Origin of the sequence: Vibrio sp. M250220 (genome assembly GCF_036533795.1) — a bacterium.
In the GTDB taxonomy this organism is placed as follows: domain Bacteria; phylum Pseudomonadota; class Gammaproteobacteria; order Enterobacterales; family Vibrionaceae; genus Vibrio.
Map to the genome: position 1 here is coordinate 23368 of NZ_JATABI010000042.1, position 17340 is coordinate 40707.

Consider the following 17340-nt stretch of genomic DNA (forward strand, 5'->3'; position numbering starts at 1 on the left):
GGAAGAACATGTGCCGCTGGTTAGCGTATCAGGGAGAGTCGATCTATTTAGATGAGTTGGTTTATCAGCCGGAACACTCATTGGTCCATCAAAGCTTAGAAGCGAGAAAAGCAGTGACTCGTGTCAACGCTGATGGTTTTGGACTGGGTTGGTATACTGAGCGGAAAACGCCGGGCCAGTTCCATGAAGTTTTACCAGCGTGGGGAGATGAGAATCTTCGCTCTTTGGCTCACCATATCCGTTCACATCGCTTTATGGCACATGTACGCTCGTCCACCGGAACGCAAGTTTCGCGCTCTAATTGCCATCCATTCATCTATGAGAACTGGATGTTTCTTCATAATGGTCAGATAGGTGGTTTTGATCAGGTTAAATACCCATTGCAGCTATTGCTCAGTGAGCCACTATTTTTGAAACGTATGGGGACAACTGACAGCGAGTTGATTTTCCTGTTAATGTTGCAAAATGGTTTGGTAGACAACCCGATTGAAGCGATAAGAAAAACGTTGGAAACGATTCGTATCGAGATGGAAAAGAAACAGATTGGCGATCCGCTAAAAGCGTCGATCTGTATTTCTGATGGTCAACACTTCTGGGTAGTGCGTTATAGCTCTAACCAAGATGCGCCGACCGTGTTTATCAAACAAGATGGCGCCAACATCGTATTGGCTTCTGAGCCTTTAGAGCAAAGCAGTGAGTGGAAATCGGTTACACCACAAAGTATTCTCCAAATCCACTCTGACGTTGTCGAAAGTTTTCTTATCTAACGTTGCTCTGTCTTAGCGTTCGCCATCTTTTCCAAGGTAGGTTTAGTATGGCGAACACAGAGACTGCATAAAGCATCGACCAACCAAGGCAGACAAATACTGCGCTACACAGTACTAGTGAGAGACCCGCAAGCTTGCGGCTAAAACCGGTCAGTAGCTTATAGGCTGACAGCATCGCGAGCAGGTAGATAAGTACAAAGATTCCGTTCGCGAGCTTAAGGAAAAACTCCAAGTCTAAGCCAGACATTTCACCGAACAGACATGACACCAAAACCACTGCGCCGACGGCTAGGGTGGCGTTGGCGGGTACACCTCGAATGGATAAACGAGCTATTGCGCTTTGAGGCGTGTACTCTCTTGCTTGTGCCCACAACATACGTGACAGACTCTGAGTGTATAGGTTGACACTGGCAAAACAGGCAGCAAAACCAATCACACTGATGAGTGTTTTGAATTCAACCCCAAACAACTGCTCTGATATCCAAGGAATAGAGGTGCTGTCAAACGAAGGGTTACCGAAAGCGCCCATTTTGAGAATGATGATTGAACAGATCCAATAAGTAGCTCCCGCGACAAAACAGCCAATGATGATAGCGATTGGAAAGTCGCGCTGTGGATTCTTAAACTCTTCTCCCATATGGGCGAAGGCTTCAATGCCAACAAAGCACCAAAACATCACGCCAAGAGCCAATCCAATCGGCAGTAAGCCTTCAGTGGTGAGAGGAGGCAAGGTGAGGTCTTGGACAGTAAAGCCGCCTTTCCACCAAAATGCCGTAATCAAAGAAAAAATAGCAATGGCAATGACGGTCTGTAGGCGGCCTGATGATTTCGCACCTGCCAGATTGACGCCAACCAACAGTGCAACGGTGACTATTTGCGCTGTTAACGAGGACCCGAGGCCGTCAGGTAGCAGTTGTTGCAGGAAACCCGCGGCTAAAGCGATCGCGGCAGGCACCCCAACCGGTATGACGCTTAAAAACAGCCAAGCGACACTTTTTTCAAGTTTGGTATTGAATGCTTTGCGAACAAAATAGGCGGTGCCGCCAGCGTTGGGAAAGTGCTTACCCAATTGAGCAAAGGTTAAAGCGATAGGGCAGATGGCAATAAACAGCACCAGCCATGCCCATAACGACAGTTGACCAGCGATGCCTGCAGCGATGGCTGGCACCATAAATAATCCCGTGCCTAGCAAGGTCGTTGATAGCTGTCCGATCCCTGACAGCAATGTAATCTCTTGTTTTAATTGGCTCATGTACTTCCTTGCATCCCTGCCTATTGTTTCACATAGATTAGCCGAAGCGGCTTATCTATGCATTAGTCATTTCGTCGCAGTTTGCCGTCATATTGTCGGTTTGCTAACTAAGCGCTGTCAATTTGTCTGCTTTCATCTGGCGACTTTTTATGTCACATTGCACTCAACCGACAGGATAAGTTGGAGCACATGGGAAGTAACTCAATGGACAAGTTTGATCAACAGATTCTCAATATCTTAAAACTCAATGCCCGAGCGAGCGTGAGCGATATTGCACGCCAGGTAAATCTTTCGCGCTCAGCAGTGACCGCACGCATTCAAAAACTAGAGTCCGAGAAGGTCATTCTTGGTTATCACGCAGAAGTGGCAAAAAAGGAGAGCACCGAACTCATTAAAGCCTATCTAGCGTTGAAGTTTGATATGTCGAGTTCGACTCAATATTGCGAGACCTACGCAGATCAAATCTATCAAATCGATGGGGTCAAATGGTGCCACGCAATTAGTGGAGAAACCGATATGATGCTTTACGTTGAAGTTGAAACGATGACGCAATTGAATGCGATTCGAGATCAGTTGCAAAAAATCCCAGAGCTTCGTCATTTGATGACCCACACCGTGTTAACCGAATTTTTTAATACCTTACACCATGCTAAGTAACTTAAATCTCAATCTGTTGCGTTCGCTGCATGTTTTACTTGAAGAGTGCCACGTCAGCAGAGCAGCACAGCGACTGCATATTACACAATCTGCTGTGAGCCGACAGCTATCGCAACTGCGTGATGTATGCGGTGATCCGTTACTGGTTCGTGATGGTAACCAGCTTGTGCCGACACCAAGAGCCCTTGAAATGCAGGACAAGCTACGTAGCTTGCTTGGAGAGTTTGATGCTCTTCTGGCCGATAAGCCGTTTGATCCTAAGGTATGGCAGCAAGAGTTTGTGTTGTCATCCAGTGATTATGTTGCCCAGTATATTTTACCGGACGTGGTGTCTTTGACTACCGCTCAGGCGCCTAAGGTCAATATTGCTTACCGCTTATGGCAGCCTGAGTATTTGGCACAGTTTGACCAGACAGGGATTCATTTAGCGTCAACGATGCTGTCACATAAGCCCGAACATTTAAGCAGTATCAAAATTGGTCATGATAAATCGATGTGTGTGATGCGCAAAGAGCATCCGCTTGCTCGTCTTGAAAGCATCACTTGCCAAGAGCTGGTCGCCTATCCTCATCTCAAGGTGACAGGAGGGGGTGACAAGGATAGTCATGCTGACTTGGCTCTGGCTGAGCTAGGTTATCAACGGCGGATTGCTTTGAAAGTGCCATTTTTCTCTGCTGCCGCGAATGCACTGAAAAGCAGCGATTACCTGATGATAGTGCCTGAACACATTGCTTTTCATCTGGCTAGGGAGTCAGATTTGACCTATCGTCCTCTGCCTTTTGCCACCAGTGAGCATCTTTATTGGTTAATGTGGCATCCCAAGTATGATCAGGATAAGGCTCACCAGTGGATGCGCAGCAATCTCCTTGATGCAATGCAGACATCTCCTTACTCAATAGGTATGATTTGAAATCATTATGGCCATGACAACATTTGATTTCAGATCATTATCAGTATGATTTAATTTGGATAGCCAGTTAGCAATGTCGAGATCGCTCGACTCCAACAAGGATAATATCAATGACGTTCACGATTTGGCTTTCACTTTTCACCATTTGTATTCTCGGGGCTATGTCTCCGGGGCCGAGTTTAGCGATGGTTGCCAAACATAGCCTCGCTGGTGGTAGAGTCAACGGTTTAGCGACAGCGTGGGCACATGCCTTTGGTATTGGCATCTATGCCTTTATCACCCTCATTGGCTTAGCCGTCGTGCTACAGCAATCTCCCTTGCTTTTTAAAACAATCAGTTACGCTGGCGCAGCCTACTTAGCTTATTTGGGTTACAACGCACTGCGTTCGAAAGGGGGAGTGGCCGCTCGACTTGAATCAGGAGAACAAACTAGCGTGTGGCAATCGGCAAAAGAAGGTTTTTTGATCTCTCTGCTAAGCCCTAAAATTGCCCTGTTTTTTATTGCATTATTTAGCCAGTTTGTTGCGGTAGGGGATACGTATACCGCCAAAAGTCTGATTGTCATGACGCCGCTGATTGTTGACGGCTTATGGTATACCCTAATTACCTTTTTACTCTCCAGTCCTAAGCTGATTGATAAAATTCGTTCCAAAGCGATGTTGATCGACCGCTTGTCTGGTGCAGTGTTAATTTTACTAGCGTTGCGCGTTGTCATGACCGTTTAGGACAGACAATTGCGTTTCACTAAGGAGGTCTTGTAATGATAAAGCTAGCGGTCATAGGAACAAACTGGATCACGGATCAGTTTATCGAAGCAGCTTTGATGACCAAGAAATATCAGCTGACAGCGGTTTATTCGCGTTCGATGGAGCAGGCAAGCCGTTTTGCACAAAAATATGGCTCTCCAAAACTGTTCGATGATCTAGAGCAGCTTGGTGCTTCTTCGCTAGTCGATGTGGTCTATATCGCCAGCCCCAACTCGTTGCATGGCCCACAGGCTATTCAGATGATGCGAGCAGGAAAACATGTCATTGTTGAAAAGCCAATGGCATCCAATTACGCGCTAGCTAAGAAGATGTTTGAGGTAGCAGAGCAAAATAATGTGCTGCTATTTGAAGCGTTTATGTCGGCTCATTTGCCTAACTTTAAAAAGCTAAAGCAGTTGTTACCGTCGATTGGTCAGATACGCAAAGGAATGATTAGCTACTGTCAGTACTCATCCCGTTATCCCAAGTATCTAGCTGGTGAAAATCCTAACACCTTTGATCCGCAGTTTGCCAATGGCTCAATCATGGACATTGGTTTTTACTGTCTGAGCTCGGCAATTGAGTTATTTGGCGAACCGACGATGGTTAAGGCACAAGCGCAACTGCTTGATTCAGGTGTCGATGGTAGTGGGAGCGTCATTCTTAATTATGAGGGCTTTGAAGTCGTACTCCTGCACTCAAAGACCAGTGACTCTTACTTGCCTAGTGAGATTCAGGGGGAAGAAGGGGTGTTGCAGATGGAAATGATTTCCACTGCTAGCAAGCTGACGAAAATCCTACGCAGTGATAAGTGTCGGGTTGATGAAAGCGTCGATCAGGTCAGTAACCCAATGTATTACGAAGCACTTGAATTTGCAGACCAATTTAAGCAACAATCAGCCAATAAACAATGCACTCAACGTTCACTCGTTGTCGCTAAGTTACTTGAAGAAATTCGTCGTCAAACAGGGGTAGTATTCCCGACAGATGACGCCATTTCTCCTAAACAATAGAGAAGAGATACATGCAAGCTGAAGTAAAGTGGGTAGAAGAGTTTAAATTTCTGGGTCAATCTCAGTCGGGTCACTCAATCGTTATGGACGGTAACGGTGGAGCTACGGCACCAAGCCCAATGGAAATGGTGTTGATGGCAGCGGGCGGTTGTAGTTCCGTTGACGTGGTTGATGGTCTTAAAGAAGCGGGTCAGGCAGTGACAGCATGTACAGCAAAACTGACCACAGAACGCCGTGAAACCGCGCCGCGTATTTTTACTCAGGTCAATATCCACTTTGAGGTGTCAGGTGACAACTTATCGCCTGAAGTCGTGGCGAAAGTGGCAGCGGATTCTCTAGAGAAGTATTGTTCAGTGTGCTTAATGCTTGGAAAAGGTGTCGAGATGACACACAGCTGGGCAATCGTCTAACTCCCTTTCACTTGATAACGCCGAGCGTTCAGCTCGGTTTTTTTTTGAGCAAATTGCGATGAACAATACTAATCATAAATTCACCATCGCAGGAATGATCGCTATTCTTCTGTGGAGCAGTGTTATGGGCTTGGCAAGGGCCGTCACTGAAATGCTCGGGCCGGTTGGCGGAGCGGCATCAATTTATACAGTAGCGTCACTGTTTTTGGTGCTGGTGATGGGGGTACCTAAACTGCGTCAATACTCTTTGCGCTACGTTCTGATTGGTGGTGGCTTGTTCGTTGCGTATGAAATTTGTCTGGCGCTGGCTCTGGCAATGGCAAACTCGCGACAACAAGCGATTGAGATGCTCGTGATCAACTACCTCTGGCCTGCGCTAACGGTGTTGCTTGCGGTGTTGGGCAGTGGCAAGAAAACCAACCTATTGGTTTATCCGAGTATTGCGTTGGCTTTCTTTGGTGTTGCTTGGAGCATCACTGGTGATCAGGGGCTGTCTCTGGCGCAGATAGCCGCGAATGTGGCGACCAATCCCACGACTTATGCCATGGCCTTTATTGGTGCATTTCTTTGGGCGATCTACTGCAATCTGACGAAACGAATCTCCAATGGTCAGAATGCGATAACGCTATTTTTTATCATGACGGCGGTTTCTTTGTGGATTAAGTACGCCTTCAGTGATGAAACTGGCATGACTCTGACTGTTAAATCCGGTGGGCTTCTATTGGTGTCGGGTATCGCAATGGGCAGTGGATACGCGCTTTGGAACTACGCGATTATAGGCGGTAACATGGTGCTGTTAGCGACTATGTCCTACTTTACTCCCGTGCTATCGACGGTGATCTCTTCGTTTATTTTGGGGTTGGTGTTGACTCAAAGTTTTATTCAAGGGGTGGTAATGGTGACTATTGGCTCTTTGATGTGCTGGTGGGTGACTCGCGAAAAATGACCATCAGCTACCAAGTAATGTCTATTGGCGTCCCCACTTCAACTAATTGAAGCAACTGATCCATTTCCTGATTACTGATAGCGATACATCCATCCGTCCAGTCAAAGCTTTGCACAAAGTTGACTGGGCGAGTCTCACCATTTTTGAGGCCGTGGATTTTTATGTTGCCACCTGGGTTTAAGTTACGCTTTTCTGCGTAGGCTAAATCTTGTTGGTTAGGGTAACTGATATGAATAGAGCGATAAAAATCTGAGTCCTCAAGAACAAAATCTAAAAAATAACGTCCTTCAGGTGTGCGTTGGTCACCTTCATAGACTTTATGACCTTTTGGTCTCTTACCAAGCGCAATTCGAAACTCTTTGATCACCTCGTTGTTTTCAATCAAATACATTCGACGCTTTGATTTATCGACTTTAATGAGATCTACGCTCGCCCAAGTAGGCAAGCAAAACACTAAACCAACAACGAACAACCACTTAGCCAAAACCACATTCCCTTGCTAACTATACTTTTATCAGTCTAATCGATCTTTTTACTAATAAGGAGTGATTTCATCACTTGGTATTAAACTGAAAGTTCATCATCAACTGAGTTAAAGTGAACAGGGCAGCTACATATGGGCTGCCCTGGTTTTTATTAAGCGGCTTACAGAGAGGCGAGCTGAGAGGTTTTGTTGCTGCGACTCGTTTTCGATTTGCGAGCCTTTTTAAGCAAACTGAGCAGTTCAGTTGCTTGCCATGACTGTTCGGATTGAGAGTAACTGCTCTGGTTCATCATCGAACGTTGTTGTTCAATTTGTTGGCGAATCTCGGCGTTTATTTGAGGGTGTTCTTCTAGCCAGCAATTGAGCAGGAAGTTAGCCTGTAATCTGTCGTCAACCGCCAAGGCAGCCTTGAGTTTATCTTCTGTCGGACTGGCAACAGATTCGGTGTTGTCAGGTATGTCTGCGTGGCGTGCTCTGTTCCACAATACTAAGGTAGCCAGCCAGAGTAGGGCAAATAGCGCCGTCAAATAGGGCCAGATTCCAGCTTGATAAATGGTGATGGTTTTTGATTGTGGCGACGACACTGTCGGTGCTGAAATGGGCTCGTTGTTGACTTGGTCAGCAGGATTCACGAAAAGCTGTAAACCTTCTAAACTGGCTTTCGCCTGATGATGATTGCTGCTATCCCACCAATTCAATTCAATCTGACTCAGTTCGATTTGACCTTGTTGCTGAGCAATAAGGACTTGTTTTAAAGTCATGCGCGTTTTTCCATCCCCGAGATCGCTAAACTGAGGTTTCTCTTGATAGACTCGTACTGAATCTGGGTAGTTTACTTTGAGGTCGGGAAACTGCTCGCTAGATAAACCTTCTATGTCTAGGTAAATCTCTCGGGTGAGCGACTCTCCGACCGAGGTCGTAAATGGCTGAGAAGGATCGATGTTCTGACCATTGGAATCACGCCATTGTTGGGATAAGGTCAGCGCTGCCGCTGGTAGCCATTGTCCCTGATACTCACTCGGAATGGGCTGTACTATGATTTGAAATTCTTCGGCTGGCGTGTTTGCTGACACCAGTTTGGTCGTGCCAGTCCGATTGTCGCCGAAGACGACACTGCCAGTGAAGCCGATGCCCGACACCGTGAATTGCCCAGATTGTTGTGCTGTTACTCGATAGTTTTGATCGACGACCGTGACTTCAACACCATCAACGACAGCTTGATACTGATTGGGTTCTCCCATCGGCTCTAGAACAATGCCTTGTGATCTTGGCGCAATGATATTGGGATTTTGTAGTCGTCTTGGGTCGGCTTTGACAATTAATCGGGTGGTCAACTGAGTGCTTTCTTTTGGGTAAAGTGTTGTTTTACTTAGGCTACTGTGCAGTTCAACCAAATCACGGACTTGAGGTTGATCATTGTCAACGGATACCTGAATCGTGATCGGCTGAGATGTGGCGCCGTCTACGGTAAAGCTAGGGATGGTCGCGATACCGAGGCGTTGTGCAGCAAGCGATATGTTCCATTCACTGCTGTTGGAACGTTTTCCGTTGATGAAGTTCATGGAACTGCCAAAGCTGGGTCTGCCGACATAAAAGTCTTTTTCAAGTCCAGACAAATCCAACGCATCAGATGAGACTTTTGAGTCAACCACCACTCGTAACTGAAACACTTGGTTTTTCACTACTTTGTTGGTACTTACTGTGGCAGTGATGTTGGTTGCTAGCGCTAGCGGGCTCATTAGTGTGAGCACGGCGACCAATAAGCCGACAATAGGTCGTTTGATGATTCTCTTCATTACCATTTCTTACCTGTATCTTGAGGCGGTTTCTTTTGCTGAGCTTGGAGCAAGATTTGAGCTCGGAGAAGTCGGCTTGGGTCACGCGCACTTTCTACCTGCTGAAGCTTCCTTAGCTCAGGCTCAATCGCCTGTTGATTGTCTTGGGTTGTTGCCTCACCGATTTGCTCTTGGGACAAATCCTCCGGCATCTGCTGATCGTTTGCTTTTTGATTTTGTTGCGCAAGTTGTGTCTGCTCTGAACTCTGTTGAGTCGAATCAGATGGGCTTTGCTGATCGTTTTGCTGACCGGACTGCTCTTGTTCGCTTGACGGCTGGGAAGCACTTTGTTGAGAGTCTGACGATGGTTGATCGTCTTTATTCTCTTGCTGATTTTGTGAAGATGAGGCGGATTGAGAGCCATTTTGTTGTTGACTCTCTTGCTGAGACGACTCACCTTGCTGTTGCTGTTGCTGTTGCTGTTGCTGTTGGCGGCTTGGTCGAGTTGACCATTCTGTGCATAGGCATTGGCGAGGTTGTATCTTTGCTCTAGTTCTTGAGCACCTTGCAAGGAGTTAATGGCAGCCGAAAAATCACCAGCCTGATATTGGGCAATGCCTTTCCATTGACTATCTTCAAATAGTTCGGCAGCCTCCGCATACTCTTGTTTGTTATACATCTCCATCGCTCTTTGATTGTCATTGAGCCAAGGGCTGGCAAGCGCTGGCTTAGGCGACAAAGCTGGCAACAGTATCAGTGTAGCGGCGAAAAACACACCACGTCTAAATACGAGCAGCGCAGGAATAACAAGGAGAGGCAGCAGCCAATAGCCTTGATTGATTTGTTCTGAAATCGTTTGATTGGCTAACGATGTGCTGGTGCCATCGACACGGGAAGTCGCCAGAACAATACTCTCTACGTCACTGTTTGTCACCTGAACGGGTACAAAGTAGCCGTCCAACTGAGAAGCTAGCGCTCGCATATTGTCGAAGTTGGCTTTTGCTACTACAGGTTGTCCGCTGCTACCGGTCATGAGAGAACCATCAGCAAGCTTGATAGGTGCGCCCGAACGAGTGCCGACCCCCAAAATAACGAGTCGCCATGGCGTACCGGCTAACTGTTTGGAGATTTCTCGTTGCTCTACATCATCGATATCATCTGTTATCAGTATGATGTCACCGGAGGCCAAGCCAGTATTGGTCATCATTTCGATCGCGAGCTTTATTCCTGCAGCGGCATCAGCGCCTGGATATGGCATCAGGTCAGGGGAAAGATTTGGCAGTAAATTGGCGATGGTTTTACTGTCACTAGTCATGGGACTGACTTGATAGGCATCGCCAGCGTATGCGACGAGTCCTGTACTGCCTTCTTTCCAACTAGACAGAAGGTCTGTCGCTTTGAAGCGCGCCTGAGTTAAACGGTTTGGTTTGATGTCGGTGGCATACATCGACATCGACATGTCCATCACAAGGACACGGGCACTAGTGTTTGTATAACTAGGACGGGGTTGTTTGGACATGCTAGGCCCAGAAAGAGCAACAATCACCACGATTCCACAAAGGGCTGTGATATAGAGTCTTACGGTTTTTTTAGCCGGGGCAGATACGCCCATTGCTGCGGCAAGGTGAGGAGCAATAAGTGTTTGTGTACGAGTTCTTTTGACTAGCCAAAAGATCACCATCGCCCATGGTATAAGTGCCAACAACACCCATGGATAGAGAACGACAAACTCAGACATGATCTCTCCTTAGTACCAGCAAAAGTGTGAAACTAAGCAGCGCTATCAAGAGTGGTAGCCCAAACCACTCTTTTTGCGGACGCCAAGTTTGCGATGCGTTGCTTATCGGCTCTAGGCTATTGATGGTATCGTAAATGGTTGCCAACTCGCTGGCGTTACGGGCGCGAAAATATTGCCCCCCCGTGATTTGCGCAATTTGCTGCAAAGTCTTTTCATCGAGATCTTGGGCGGTATTGACTTTTCGGGTCATAAAAAATTCTTTCACCATCATTTCGCCCGCACCAACACCAATGGTGTAGATAGTTGCTTGATATTTCTTGGCGATCTGTGCGGCTTCAATAGGGTCGAGTACACCTGATGTGTTACTACCATCACTGAGGAGTACCATCACTCGCTGTGGCGCATCGCTATCAATAAAGGTTTTGGTTGCCAAACCGATCCCTTCGCCAATGGCGGTCTTATCACCAATCAGGCGTAGGACTAGTGAATCCACTTGTTGGGATATTGAAGCTCTGTCTAAAGTTAATGGCGTTTGTAGGTAAGCATGATCAGCAAAGAGCACCAATCCCAGCCGATCGCCTTTGCGTTGTTGAGCAAAATCAGAGACCACTTTTTTAACTGCGGTAAGACGGTCGATATACTCGTCTTGATTCTGCATATCTTTTTGACTCATAGAGTAGGAAAGATCGATCAACAGCATCAAATCTCGGTGCTTAGGCTGGCTGGTGACAGGTTCGCCGTACCAAACCGGTCTGGCTAAGGCGATGATGAACGTAAGCCAAAAAAGAGCAGCCAGCAGCTTTGCCACTCTATTTTTGGGAACCTGACCACTGGATGATTTCGGAAGATAGGGCAGGCGAATCGGGGCCGAAGCTTTAATACTCGGCAGCAAAAAATAGATCAACAACGGCAGTGGTACCAGCAACAAGGCCCACCACCAAACGAAGCTGATATTAGTCACGCTTTCTTCTCCTTTTTTTCGGTGGCAGTGCCTGTTCAACCCAGTCACTGCAATGCTGAATGAGTTCAGGTGCATTGTCGATTGGTTGAGAAGTGTAGAGAGCCTGTTGCCACAAATCGTAGTTATCACCAAAATGAGAACCACCCGCTTGGCTGTCTAAAAATGCATACCACTCCTTGCCCGTTAGTTGGGCTATCTCTTCTCGAGGGTAGTAGCAAAGTGCAGCTTGCCTGACTAACTCGAACGCCTCAGAAGGTTTTTGGCCTCGAGACAAAAGGCGTAGTGCTGTTTTTTTGGGGGCTAAGCGTTTTCTGTTCCAGCGAATGAAGAACAAACTGGCTATGAGCAATAAGGCGACACCAGCTATGCTAGCCCACCATCCCCAGGCTAAAGGCAACCACGCTGGTGGTTCTGGGAGGTGCATAGCGTTAAGAGGTAAAAGTGATTGTTGAGTCTCGTTGCTCATTTTTGAAATCCGTGTAGTTGTTGAGTAAGAGCAGCATCGCTAGAGAGCGTAGAAAAACGGATGCCTAACTTCTGTGTTAGTTGCTTGAGATAGTGCTGCTGTTGTTCGAAGGCCTGCCCTATACCTTGGCGGGTCTTAGTTGATGAAAAGTCTAGCCATAATGTATTGCGTTGATCAGACACTTGCTCGCTACCACGAAAAGCGGTTTCGCCGCGTTCGAGTGGGTCGACAATTTGAACTAAGCGTATGCGGTTGTGTTGAGTTAGGCGACTGAGTTGTGGCTCCAAGGTTGGTGTAAAGCGAGAGAAATCACTCAGTATGATAATCTCGCTACCTTTTGGACAAAGACGTGCAATCGATCGTAAGCCCTGCTCAAAGCCATAGTCAATCTTGCTATTTTGTTTCAGTTGTTGTTGATGGAGTGTTATCAACGACTGAATAAGCGTTAACGCCCCCTTATTTCTCCCTGTAGGTTTGAGTTCGATAAGACGTTCCCCTGTATCGATTACCGCGCCTATACGATCTTGCTCAGTTACGCTCAGCCAAGCGATTAGGCTTGCCATATGCGCGGCCTGAACCGACTTCAGCAATAGTGTCGAACCGAACATCATACTATGTGATAAATCGATGTAGAGGATGATAGGTTTTTCACGTTCCTCTGAGAATAGTTTTGTGTGTGGTTTGCCAGTGCGAGCGGTCACACGCCAATCGATAGTGCGAATATCATCGCCCGATTGGTATTGTCGAACTTCACTAAAATCCATCCCTCGTCCTAGTTGACGGCTTTGATGCTGACCGAGCATCTGTGACCATAAACTTTTGCCAGGTGGTAACCACTTGATGCACTGTTGCTTGTAGTACATCAGTTCATCTAGTGAGAGATTTACGCCATCGCTGTAGGGAGGTAATTTAGTGTCCATACCTTAACGCCTCAAGCACTGCCAACTAAAGACAACAACTTGCTAATGACCTTGTTTGCTTCGATGCCTTCTGCTTGAGCCTGATAGCTTAGCAGTAAACGGTGACGTAGCACTGGGTAGGCCATGGCTTGAACATCTTGCGGGGACACATAGTCTCGGCCATTGAGCCACGCATAAGCACGTGCACAGCGATCAAGTGCAATGGTGGCTCGTGGGCTGACACCCATTTCTAACCATTGCGCCAAGGTATCATTGTATTTGGAAGGCTCTCTTGTAGCCATAACCAAACGAATGATGTACTGCTCAATGGTTTCTGCCATATGGATATCCAGTACAGCCTGACGCGCAGCAAAAACATCCGCTTGAGATAAAGAGGGGGGCGTAACCCTGTTATTCCCTTTAGCTTCACCACGATTCAGGCGCAAGATAGCCAGTTCGCTTTCTGCGTCAGGATAACTAACGTCTAGGTGAATCAAGAAACGGTCAAGCTGCGCCTCCGGTAGAGGATAAGTGCCTTCTTGCTCGATCGGGTTCTGTGTTGCCATCACGAGAAACAATTCTGGCAATGGGTAGGTTTTACGACCTGCCGTTATCTGTTTTTCTGCCATCGCTTCGAGCATCGCAGCTTGCACTTTGGCAGGAGCGCGGTTGATTTCATCAGCGAGGATCAATGAGTTGAAAATAGGTCCGGCTTGGAAGCAGAATTCGCCAGTTTCCGGCCTAAAAATATCAGTACCCGTGAGATCTGCGGGTAATAGATCCGGAGTAAACTGGATACGATGAAAATCGCCTTCAATGCAGTCGGCAAGGGACTTTACCGCTCGAGTTTTGGCAAGCCCAGGAGGCCCTTCGACAAGAATATGGCCATCTGCGAGCAAGGCGACAAGTAGTTGATTCACGAGTTCGCTCTGGCCAATAATTTGGCTATTCAAATAATCGCGCAGGTGTTGTAGAGCGTGTGCGTTCATGATTTCGCTTCTCCTTATTTTTTCACTTAGTAGCTCGCTAACTGAAAAAGTTCCGTGTGAAATCCATCTCCTCGGTCAAGAGGTGGATATATCAGCAGGCTGTGATAGTAGCATCTCGACAAATGTATGTATTTCAGTTGGTTAAAATATGGGGGTTAAAATCTCAGTTGCAAGTTTTCATTTGTGCAAAGTTAGGTTGAATGGCGAATCTCTCAGCAGGGAAAATTGCATTTCATTCTTATTGATTGATTTATAAAGAAAATTTACTATCGGTCGATATGCTAATCTCATGGGAAGGGTCTAAATTAGGCATGGCACTTTGGTGATAACACCGAAGTTTGCAGACCAAGATATCAACGAATGCAGAATGGCTTTCTGCGTCAGTTAAATCAGCAGCAAGATGGCTGGTTCTTTGGCTTTAAACTACTCTGATGTAGACTGGCATAACAGGGGCTAAGTGGGTAAACTTAGCCCCTGTTGTATTTTAAAAGGTAAGTGAGATCATGAGTGATTTCGAAAAAGAGCTAGAACAGATGGCTCAGGAAATGGGTGATGAACCAGAAGTGGCATTACCGTCGATTGATGAGCAGAAAGCGATTGCACAAGAGTTAAAGAAGCTTGAAGCCGAAGGTAAATTGACCCCAGAAGTCCTAGAGCAGTACTTTGGTAAGTTCTACGCTAAGAATGATAAGCCAGTGCATTAATTTGTATTGATGACTGATTTAGAAGCCGCCGAGTGCGGCTTTTTAACGTTTGGAAACAAAGATGTTTATTGTATATCGTTTAATTAAGCTGGCGTTGATCTCCGCGCTGTTTTTCATTATTTATGATTTGATCGCGTTCGGTGAAATCACCTGGGTTGGACGTCTGTTATCGCATATTTAGCCTGAGTCATAAAATTCAAAAAAATAGACGTGACTACTAGAGAGAACTCTTTGTAAAGTCTAGGCTAAAAGTATCAATTCAATCACTTAGAGATATCTGATGGAACAGAAACTCTACTATTGGCTACAGAAACTTAACTATTGGCTACATAGGCTCTATATGTTGGGGCTTAGAATCGCCGCTAAAGTGTTGCCCATTACGAAACCAACACTATTTATTGGTAAGGATGCCTTGAAGCAGCTTTGTCACACTGTTTCCATCATGGGCATTAGTAAGGTTCTAATCGTGACGGATGCTGGGATCGTCAAACTAGGCTTTGCCAAACGACTCGCTTTTGAATTCGAGCGAGTTGGCGTCAAGTGCGTCATCTTCAGTGACGTCCTCCCTGACCCTACCTATGATCAAGTTGATGCTGGATTAGTGATCTATCGTGAGCAGCAGTGCCAAGGCGTGGTCGCGATTGGTGGAGGCTCACCAATAGATTGTGCAAAGGTTGTTGCTGCGTGTGCGACCAATAACAAACCAGTGCGACGTCTGGTTGGATTATTGCGAGTTTGGAAATCGCCAGCTCCAACCTTCGTGATTCCCACCACGTCAGGGACAGGTTCTGAGGTCACCGTTGCGGCGGTTGTGTCTGATCCAGTCACCCATAAGAAAACCCCAGTTGTGGATCCTAAGTTGGTGCCGATTGCGGCAGCGCTTGACCCTTCTTTGATGCTGGCGCTACCTGCCTCTATTACAGCCCAAACAGGCATGGATGCGCTGACTCACGCCATTGAAGCATACATTTCCTGCAGCGCTACCGCTGAAACAGATCGCTATGCGCTTGCCGCTATCACTCTTATAGACGAGAATTTAGAAAAAGCGGTGAGATTTGGTCAGAATGCGACCGCACGCCAAAACATGGCATTGGCATCCTACTACGCTGGGCTTGCGTTTACCAAAGCCAGTTTAGGTTATGTTCATGCCATTGCTCATACCCTCGGCGCTAAGTACGGCACGCCACACGGGCTGGCCAACGCGGTGGTTTTACCCCATGTTTTAGAGTTTTCCAAAAACGAAGCAGAATCGAGTCTTGCCGAACTTGCGTCGGCGTTGAACCTTACTAATCCATACACCCCTGATCGAGACAAAGCGCAGGCTTTAATTGAGTATGTAAAGTTGCTACAGCATAAATTGGATCTGCCGACTCATTTTGACAATATTCTTCATGAGCACGTCAATGAACTGGCAAAACAGTCGTTACATGAGGCGAGATGGAACTATCCGGTCCCTAGGTACATGCAGCAAGAAGAGTGTGAGAAAATGCTGCTAGCGATATCAACGGTGAAATAAAAACAGCCCTCAAGTTAAGCTATGAGGGCTGTTGTGACTATAGTGAGACTAACCTGCTATTACTTCACAGTCCACGCGATGGTTTCACCCGCACGGATTGGCACGACAACATCTTTGCCAAAAGGCATAGACTCTGCCACTGTCCACTCTTGTTTGGTTAGAGTGACGGTATCCGTATTACGTGGTACAGCGTAGAAATCTGGGCCGTTATGACTAGCAAACGCTTCTAAATTCTCTAGTTTGTCTTCTTGTTCGAATACTTCTGCATAAAGCTCTAGCGCTGCGTGCGCTGTGTATGAACCCGCACAACCGCAAGCCGCTTCCTTCATGCCTTTTGCATGTGGTGCAGAGTCGGTACCAAGGAAGAACTTCTTGCTGCCGCTTGTCGCTGCTTCAATTAGAGCTTGCTGGTGAGTGTTGCGTTTAAGAATCGGCAGGCAGTAGAAGTGAGGCTTGATGCCTCCTACCAACATATGGTTGCGGTTGTAAAGTAGGTGGTGAGCAGTAATCGTCGCCGCGACGTTTTCATTCGCATTTTTCACAAAGTTCGCAGCGTCGGCGGTAGTGATATGCTCAAGAACAATCTTTAGATCAGGGAAGTCATTGACGATAGGTGCCAGTACAGTGTCTAAAAACGCTTTCTCGCGATCAAAGATATCAACATGGTGGTGAGTGACTTCGCCGTGTACCAGCAGTAACATTCCCACTTCTTGCATCGCTTCTAAAACAGGGTAGATGTTCTTTGCATTCGTCACACCAGAATCGGAGTTAGTTGTGGCACCAGCAGGGTAAAGCTTCGCTGCAACTACCGCACCAGAAGCTTTAGCTTTACGAATCTCATCAGGTGTTGTGTTATCTGTTAGGTAAAGTGCCATTAAAGGCTCGAACTGTTCACTTGGCTTCTCTGCCATGATGCGTTCACGGTAAGCCAGAGCCATATCGGTATCGGTAACAGGTGGGATTGTATTTGGCATGATTAGCGCGCGTCCATTGTAGCGGCTAATGTCTCGCACGGTATCCTTTAGAACTTCTCCGTCACGTAAATGAACATGCCAGTCGTCAGGACGTGTGATCGTAAGTGTTGTCATTTTTGCTCCCACCATTGTA

The 17340-nt window shown here is 46.8% G+C and carries 18 protein-coding genes; 9 read left to right on the top strand and 9 right to left on the bottom strand.

What is annotated here, in order from left to right; all coding sequences use genetic code 11:
• Positions 1-8 precede the first annotated feature (8 nt).
• Positions 9-767 (top strand): class II glutamine amidotransferase, encoded by a 759-nt coding sequence (locus QTN94_RS14435; protein WP_331428032.1) that lies wholly within the window; start codon positions 9-11, stop codon positions 765-767.
• Here the strand turns inward: QTN94_RS14435 and yjeH are convergent.
• Positions 760-2019, bottom strand: coding sequence for an L-methionine/branched-chain amino acid transporter (yjeH, locus tag QTN94_RS14440; protein WP_331428034.1), 1260 nt, complete (start codon positions 2017-2019; stop codon positions 760-762). The two genes, QTN94_RS14435 and yjeH, sit on opposite strands and share 8 nt — an antisense overlap.
• 204 nt (positions 2020-2223) lie before the next feature.
• Between yjeH and QTN94_RS14445 the strand changes: the two genes are divergently transcribed.
• From QTN94_RS14445 to yddG, 6 genes are all read left to right on the top strand, one after another.
• Complete coding sequence (locus tag QTN94_RS14445) at positions 2224-2676, top strand: Lrp/AsnC family transcriptional regulator (RefSeq protein ID WP_331428036.1); 453 nt, start codon at positions 2224-2226, stop codon at positions 2674-2676.
• Positions 2666-3586 carry a LysR family transcriptional regulator gene (locus tag QTN94_RS14450; RefSeq protein WP_331428037.1) on the top strand — a complete coding sequence of 307 codons (921 nt, stop codon included), beginning with the start codon at positions 2666-2668 and terminating at the stop codon, positions 3584-3586. Before QTN94_RS14445 ends, QTN94_RS14450 begins: the two co-directional genes overlap by 11 nt.
• A 110-nt stretch (positions 3587-3696) precedes the next feature.
• Positions 3697-4311 carry a LysE family translocator gene (locus QTN94_RS14455; RefSeq protein ID WP_331417466.1) on the top strand — a complete coding sequence of 205 codons (615 nt, stop codon included), beginning with the start codon at positions 3697-3699 and terminating at the stop codon, positions 4309-4311.
• A 35-nt stretch (positions 4312-4346) separates the two neighbouring features.
• The gene (locus tag QTN94_RS14460; RefSeq protein ID WP_331428038.1) at positions 4347-5345 is read left to right on the top strand and encodes a Gfo/Idh/MocA family protein; all 999 of its coding nucleotides are present in this window, start codon (positions 4347-4349) and stop codon (positions 5343-5345) included.
• A gap of 11 nt (positions 5346-5356) precedes the next feature.
• A complete protein-coding gene (locus QTN94_RS14465) occupies positions 5357-5755 on the top strand; it encodes an OsmC family protein (protein ID WP_138973210.1) in 399 nt (132 codons plus the stop codon).
• A 58-nt stretch (positions 5756-5813) separates the two neighbouring features.
• The gene (yddG, locus tag QTN94_RS14470; RefSeq protein ID WP_331428039.1) at positions 5814-6701 is read left to right on the top strand and encodes an aromatic amino acid DMT transporter YddG; all 888 of its coding nucleotides are present in this window, start codon (positions 5814-5816) and stop codon (positions 6699-6701) included.
• A gap of 7 nt (positions 6702-6708) precedes the next feature.
• On the opposite strand, the gene QTN94_RS14475 is transcribed toward yddG, so the two are convergent.
• From QTN94_RS14475 to QTN94_RS14505, 7 genes are all read right to left on the bottom strand, one after another.
• On the bottom strand, positions 6709-7185 hold the full coding sequence (locus tag QTN94_RS14475; protein ID WP_138973212.1) for a L,D-transpeptidase family protein: 477 nt from the start codon (positions 7183-7185) through the stop codon (positions 6709-6711).
• A 161-nt stretch (positions 7186-7346) separates the two neighbouring features.
• Positions 7347-8981: a BatD family protein gene (locus QTN94_RS14480; RefSeq protein WP_331428041.1), complete on the bottom strand. Its 1635-nt coding sequence runs from the start codon at positions 8979-8981 to the stop codon at positions 7347-7349.
• Positions 8982-9093: 112 nt separating this feature from the next.
• On the bottom strand, positions 9094-10698 hold the full coding sequence (locus QTN94_RS14485; protein ID WP_331428043.1) for a VWA domain-containing protein: 1605 nt from the start codon (positions 10696-10698) through the stop codon (positions 9094-9096).
• Positions 10691-11659, bottom strand: a complete 969-nt coding sequence (locus QTN94_RS14490) for a vWA domain-containing protein (RefSeq protein ID WP_331417461.1) — start codon at positions 11657-11659, stop codon at positions 10691-10693. Before QTN94_RS14490 ends, QTN94_RS14485 begins: the two co-directional genes overlap by 8 nt.
• The gene (locus QTN94_RS14495) at positions 11652-12125 is read right to left on the bottom strand and encodes a DUF4381 domain-containing protein (protein ID WP_331428044.1); all 474 of its coding nucleotides are present in this window, start codon (positions 12123-12125) and stop codon (positions 11652-11654) included. Before QTN94_RS14495 ends, QTN94_RS14490 begins: the two co-directional genes overlap by 8 nt.
• Positions 12122-13045 (bottom strand): DUF58 domain-containing protein, encoded by a 924-nt coding sequence (locus QTN94_RS14500; protein WP_331417459.1) that lies wholly within the window; start codon positions 13043-13045, stop codon positions 12122-12124. The genes QTN94_RS14495 and QTN94_RS14500 overlap by 4 nt, the downstream gene beginning before the upstream one ends.
• Before the next feature lie 11 nt (positions 13046-13056).
• Positions 13057-14013, bottom strand: coding sequence for an AAA family ATPase (locus tag QTN94_RS14505; RefSeq protein WP_331417458.1), 957 nt, complete (start codon positions 14011-14013; stop codon positions 13057-13059).
• A gap of 503 nt (positions 14014-14516) precedes the next feature.
• Here QTN94_RS14505 and QTN94_RS14510 point away from each other — a divergent pair.
• Together QTN94_RS14510 and QTN94_RS14515 are read left to right on the top strand one after the other, a co-directional pair.
• Positions 14517-14717 (top strand): restriction endonuclease subunit S, encoded by a 201-nt coding sequence (locus QTN94_RS14510; RefSeq protein ID WP_138973218.1) that lies wholly within the window; start codon positions 14517-14519, stop codon positions 14715-14717.
• A 280-nt stretch (positions 14718-14997) separates the two neighbouring features.
• Positions 14998-16233 (top strand): iron-containing alcohol dehydrogenase, encoded by a 1236-nt coding sequence (locus QTN94_RS14515; protein WP_331428046.1) that lies wholly within the window; start codon positions 14998-15000, stop codon positions 16231-16233.
• Positions 16234-16292: 59 nt separating this feature from the next.
• On the opposite strand, the gene pyrC is transcribed toward QTN94_RS14515, so the two are convergent.
• On the bottom strand, positions 16293-17321 hold the full coding sequence (pyrC, locus tag QTN94_RS14520) for a dihydroorotase (RefSeq protein WP_331417456.1): 1029 nt from the start codon (positions 17319-17321) through the stop codon (positions 16293-16295).
• Between the last annotated feature and the right edge of the window lie 19 nt (positions 17322-17340).

What these genes read in the sequence shown, in the direction of transcription:
- pyrC (WP_331417456.1), bottom strand. Translation starts at nt 17,321, where the DNA reads ATGACAACACTTACGATCACACGTCCTGACGACTGGCATGTTCATTTA.
- QTN94_RS14515 (WP_331428046.1), top strand. Translation starts at nt 14,998, where the DNA reads ATGGAACAGAAACTCTACTATTGGCTACAGAAACTTAACTATTGGCTA.
- QTN94_RS14460 (WP_331428038.1), top strand. Translation starts at nt 4,347, where the DNA reads ATGATAAAGCTAGCGGTCATAGGAACAAACTGGATCACGGATCAGTTT.
- QTN94_RS14510 (WP_138973218.1), top strand. Translation starts at nt 14,517, where the DNA reads ATGAGTGATTTCGAAAAAGAGCTAGAACAGATGGCTCAGGAAATGGGT.
- QTN94_RS14465 (WP_138973210.1), top strand. Translation starts at nt 5,357, where the DNA reads ATGCAAGCTGAAGTAAAGTGGGTAGAAGAGTTTAAATTTCTGGGTCAA.
- QTN94_RS14445 (WP_331428036.1), top strand. Translation starts at nt 2,224, where the DNA reads ATGGACAAGTTTGATCAACAGATTCTCAATATCTTAAAACTCAATGCC.
- QTN94_RS14505 (WP_331417458.1), bottom strand. Translation starts at nt 14,013, where the DNA reads ATGAACGCACACGCTCTACAACACCTGCGCGATTATTTGAATAGCCAA.
- yddG (WP_331428039.1), top strand. Translation starts at nt 5,814, where the DNA reads ATGAACAATACTAATCATAAATTCACCATCGCAGGAATGATCGCTATT.
- yjeH (WP_331428034.1), bottom strand. Translation starts at nt 2,019, where the DNA reads ATGAGCCAATTAAAACAAGAGATTACATTGCTGTCAGGGATCGGACAG.
- QTN94_RS14480 (WP_331428041.1), bottom strand. Translation starts at nt 8,981, where the DNA reads ATGAAGAGAATCATCAAACGACCTATTGTCGGCTTATTGGTCGCCGTG.
- QTN94_RS14450 (WP_331428037.1), top strand. Translation starts at nt 2,666, where the DNA reads ATGCTAAGTAACTTAAATCTCAATCTGTTGCGTTCGCTGCATGTTTTA.
- QTN94_RS14455 (WP_331417466.1), top strand. Translation starts at nt 3,697, where the DNA reads ATGACGTTCACGATTTGGCTTTCACTTTTCACCATTTGTATTCTCGGG.
- QTN94_RS14495 (WP_331428044.1), bottom strand. Translation starts at nt 12,125, where the DNA reads ATGAGCAACGAGACTCAACAATCACTTTTACCTCTTAACGCTATGCAC.
- QTN94_RS14500 (WP_331417459.1), bottom strand. Translation starts at nt 13,045, where the DNA reads ATGGACACTAAATTACCTCCCTACAGCGATGGCGTAAATCTCTCACTA.
- QTN94_RS14485 (WP_331428043.1), bottom strand. Translation starts at nt 10,698, where the DNA reads ATGTCTGAGTTTGTCGTTCTCTATCCATGGGTGTTGTTGGCACTTATA.
- QTN94_RS14435 (WP_331428032.1), top strand. Translation starts at nt 9, where the DNA reads ATGTGCCGCTGGTTAGCGTATCAGGGAGAGTCGATCTATTTAGATGAG.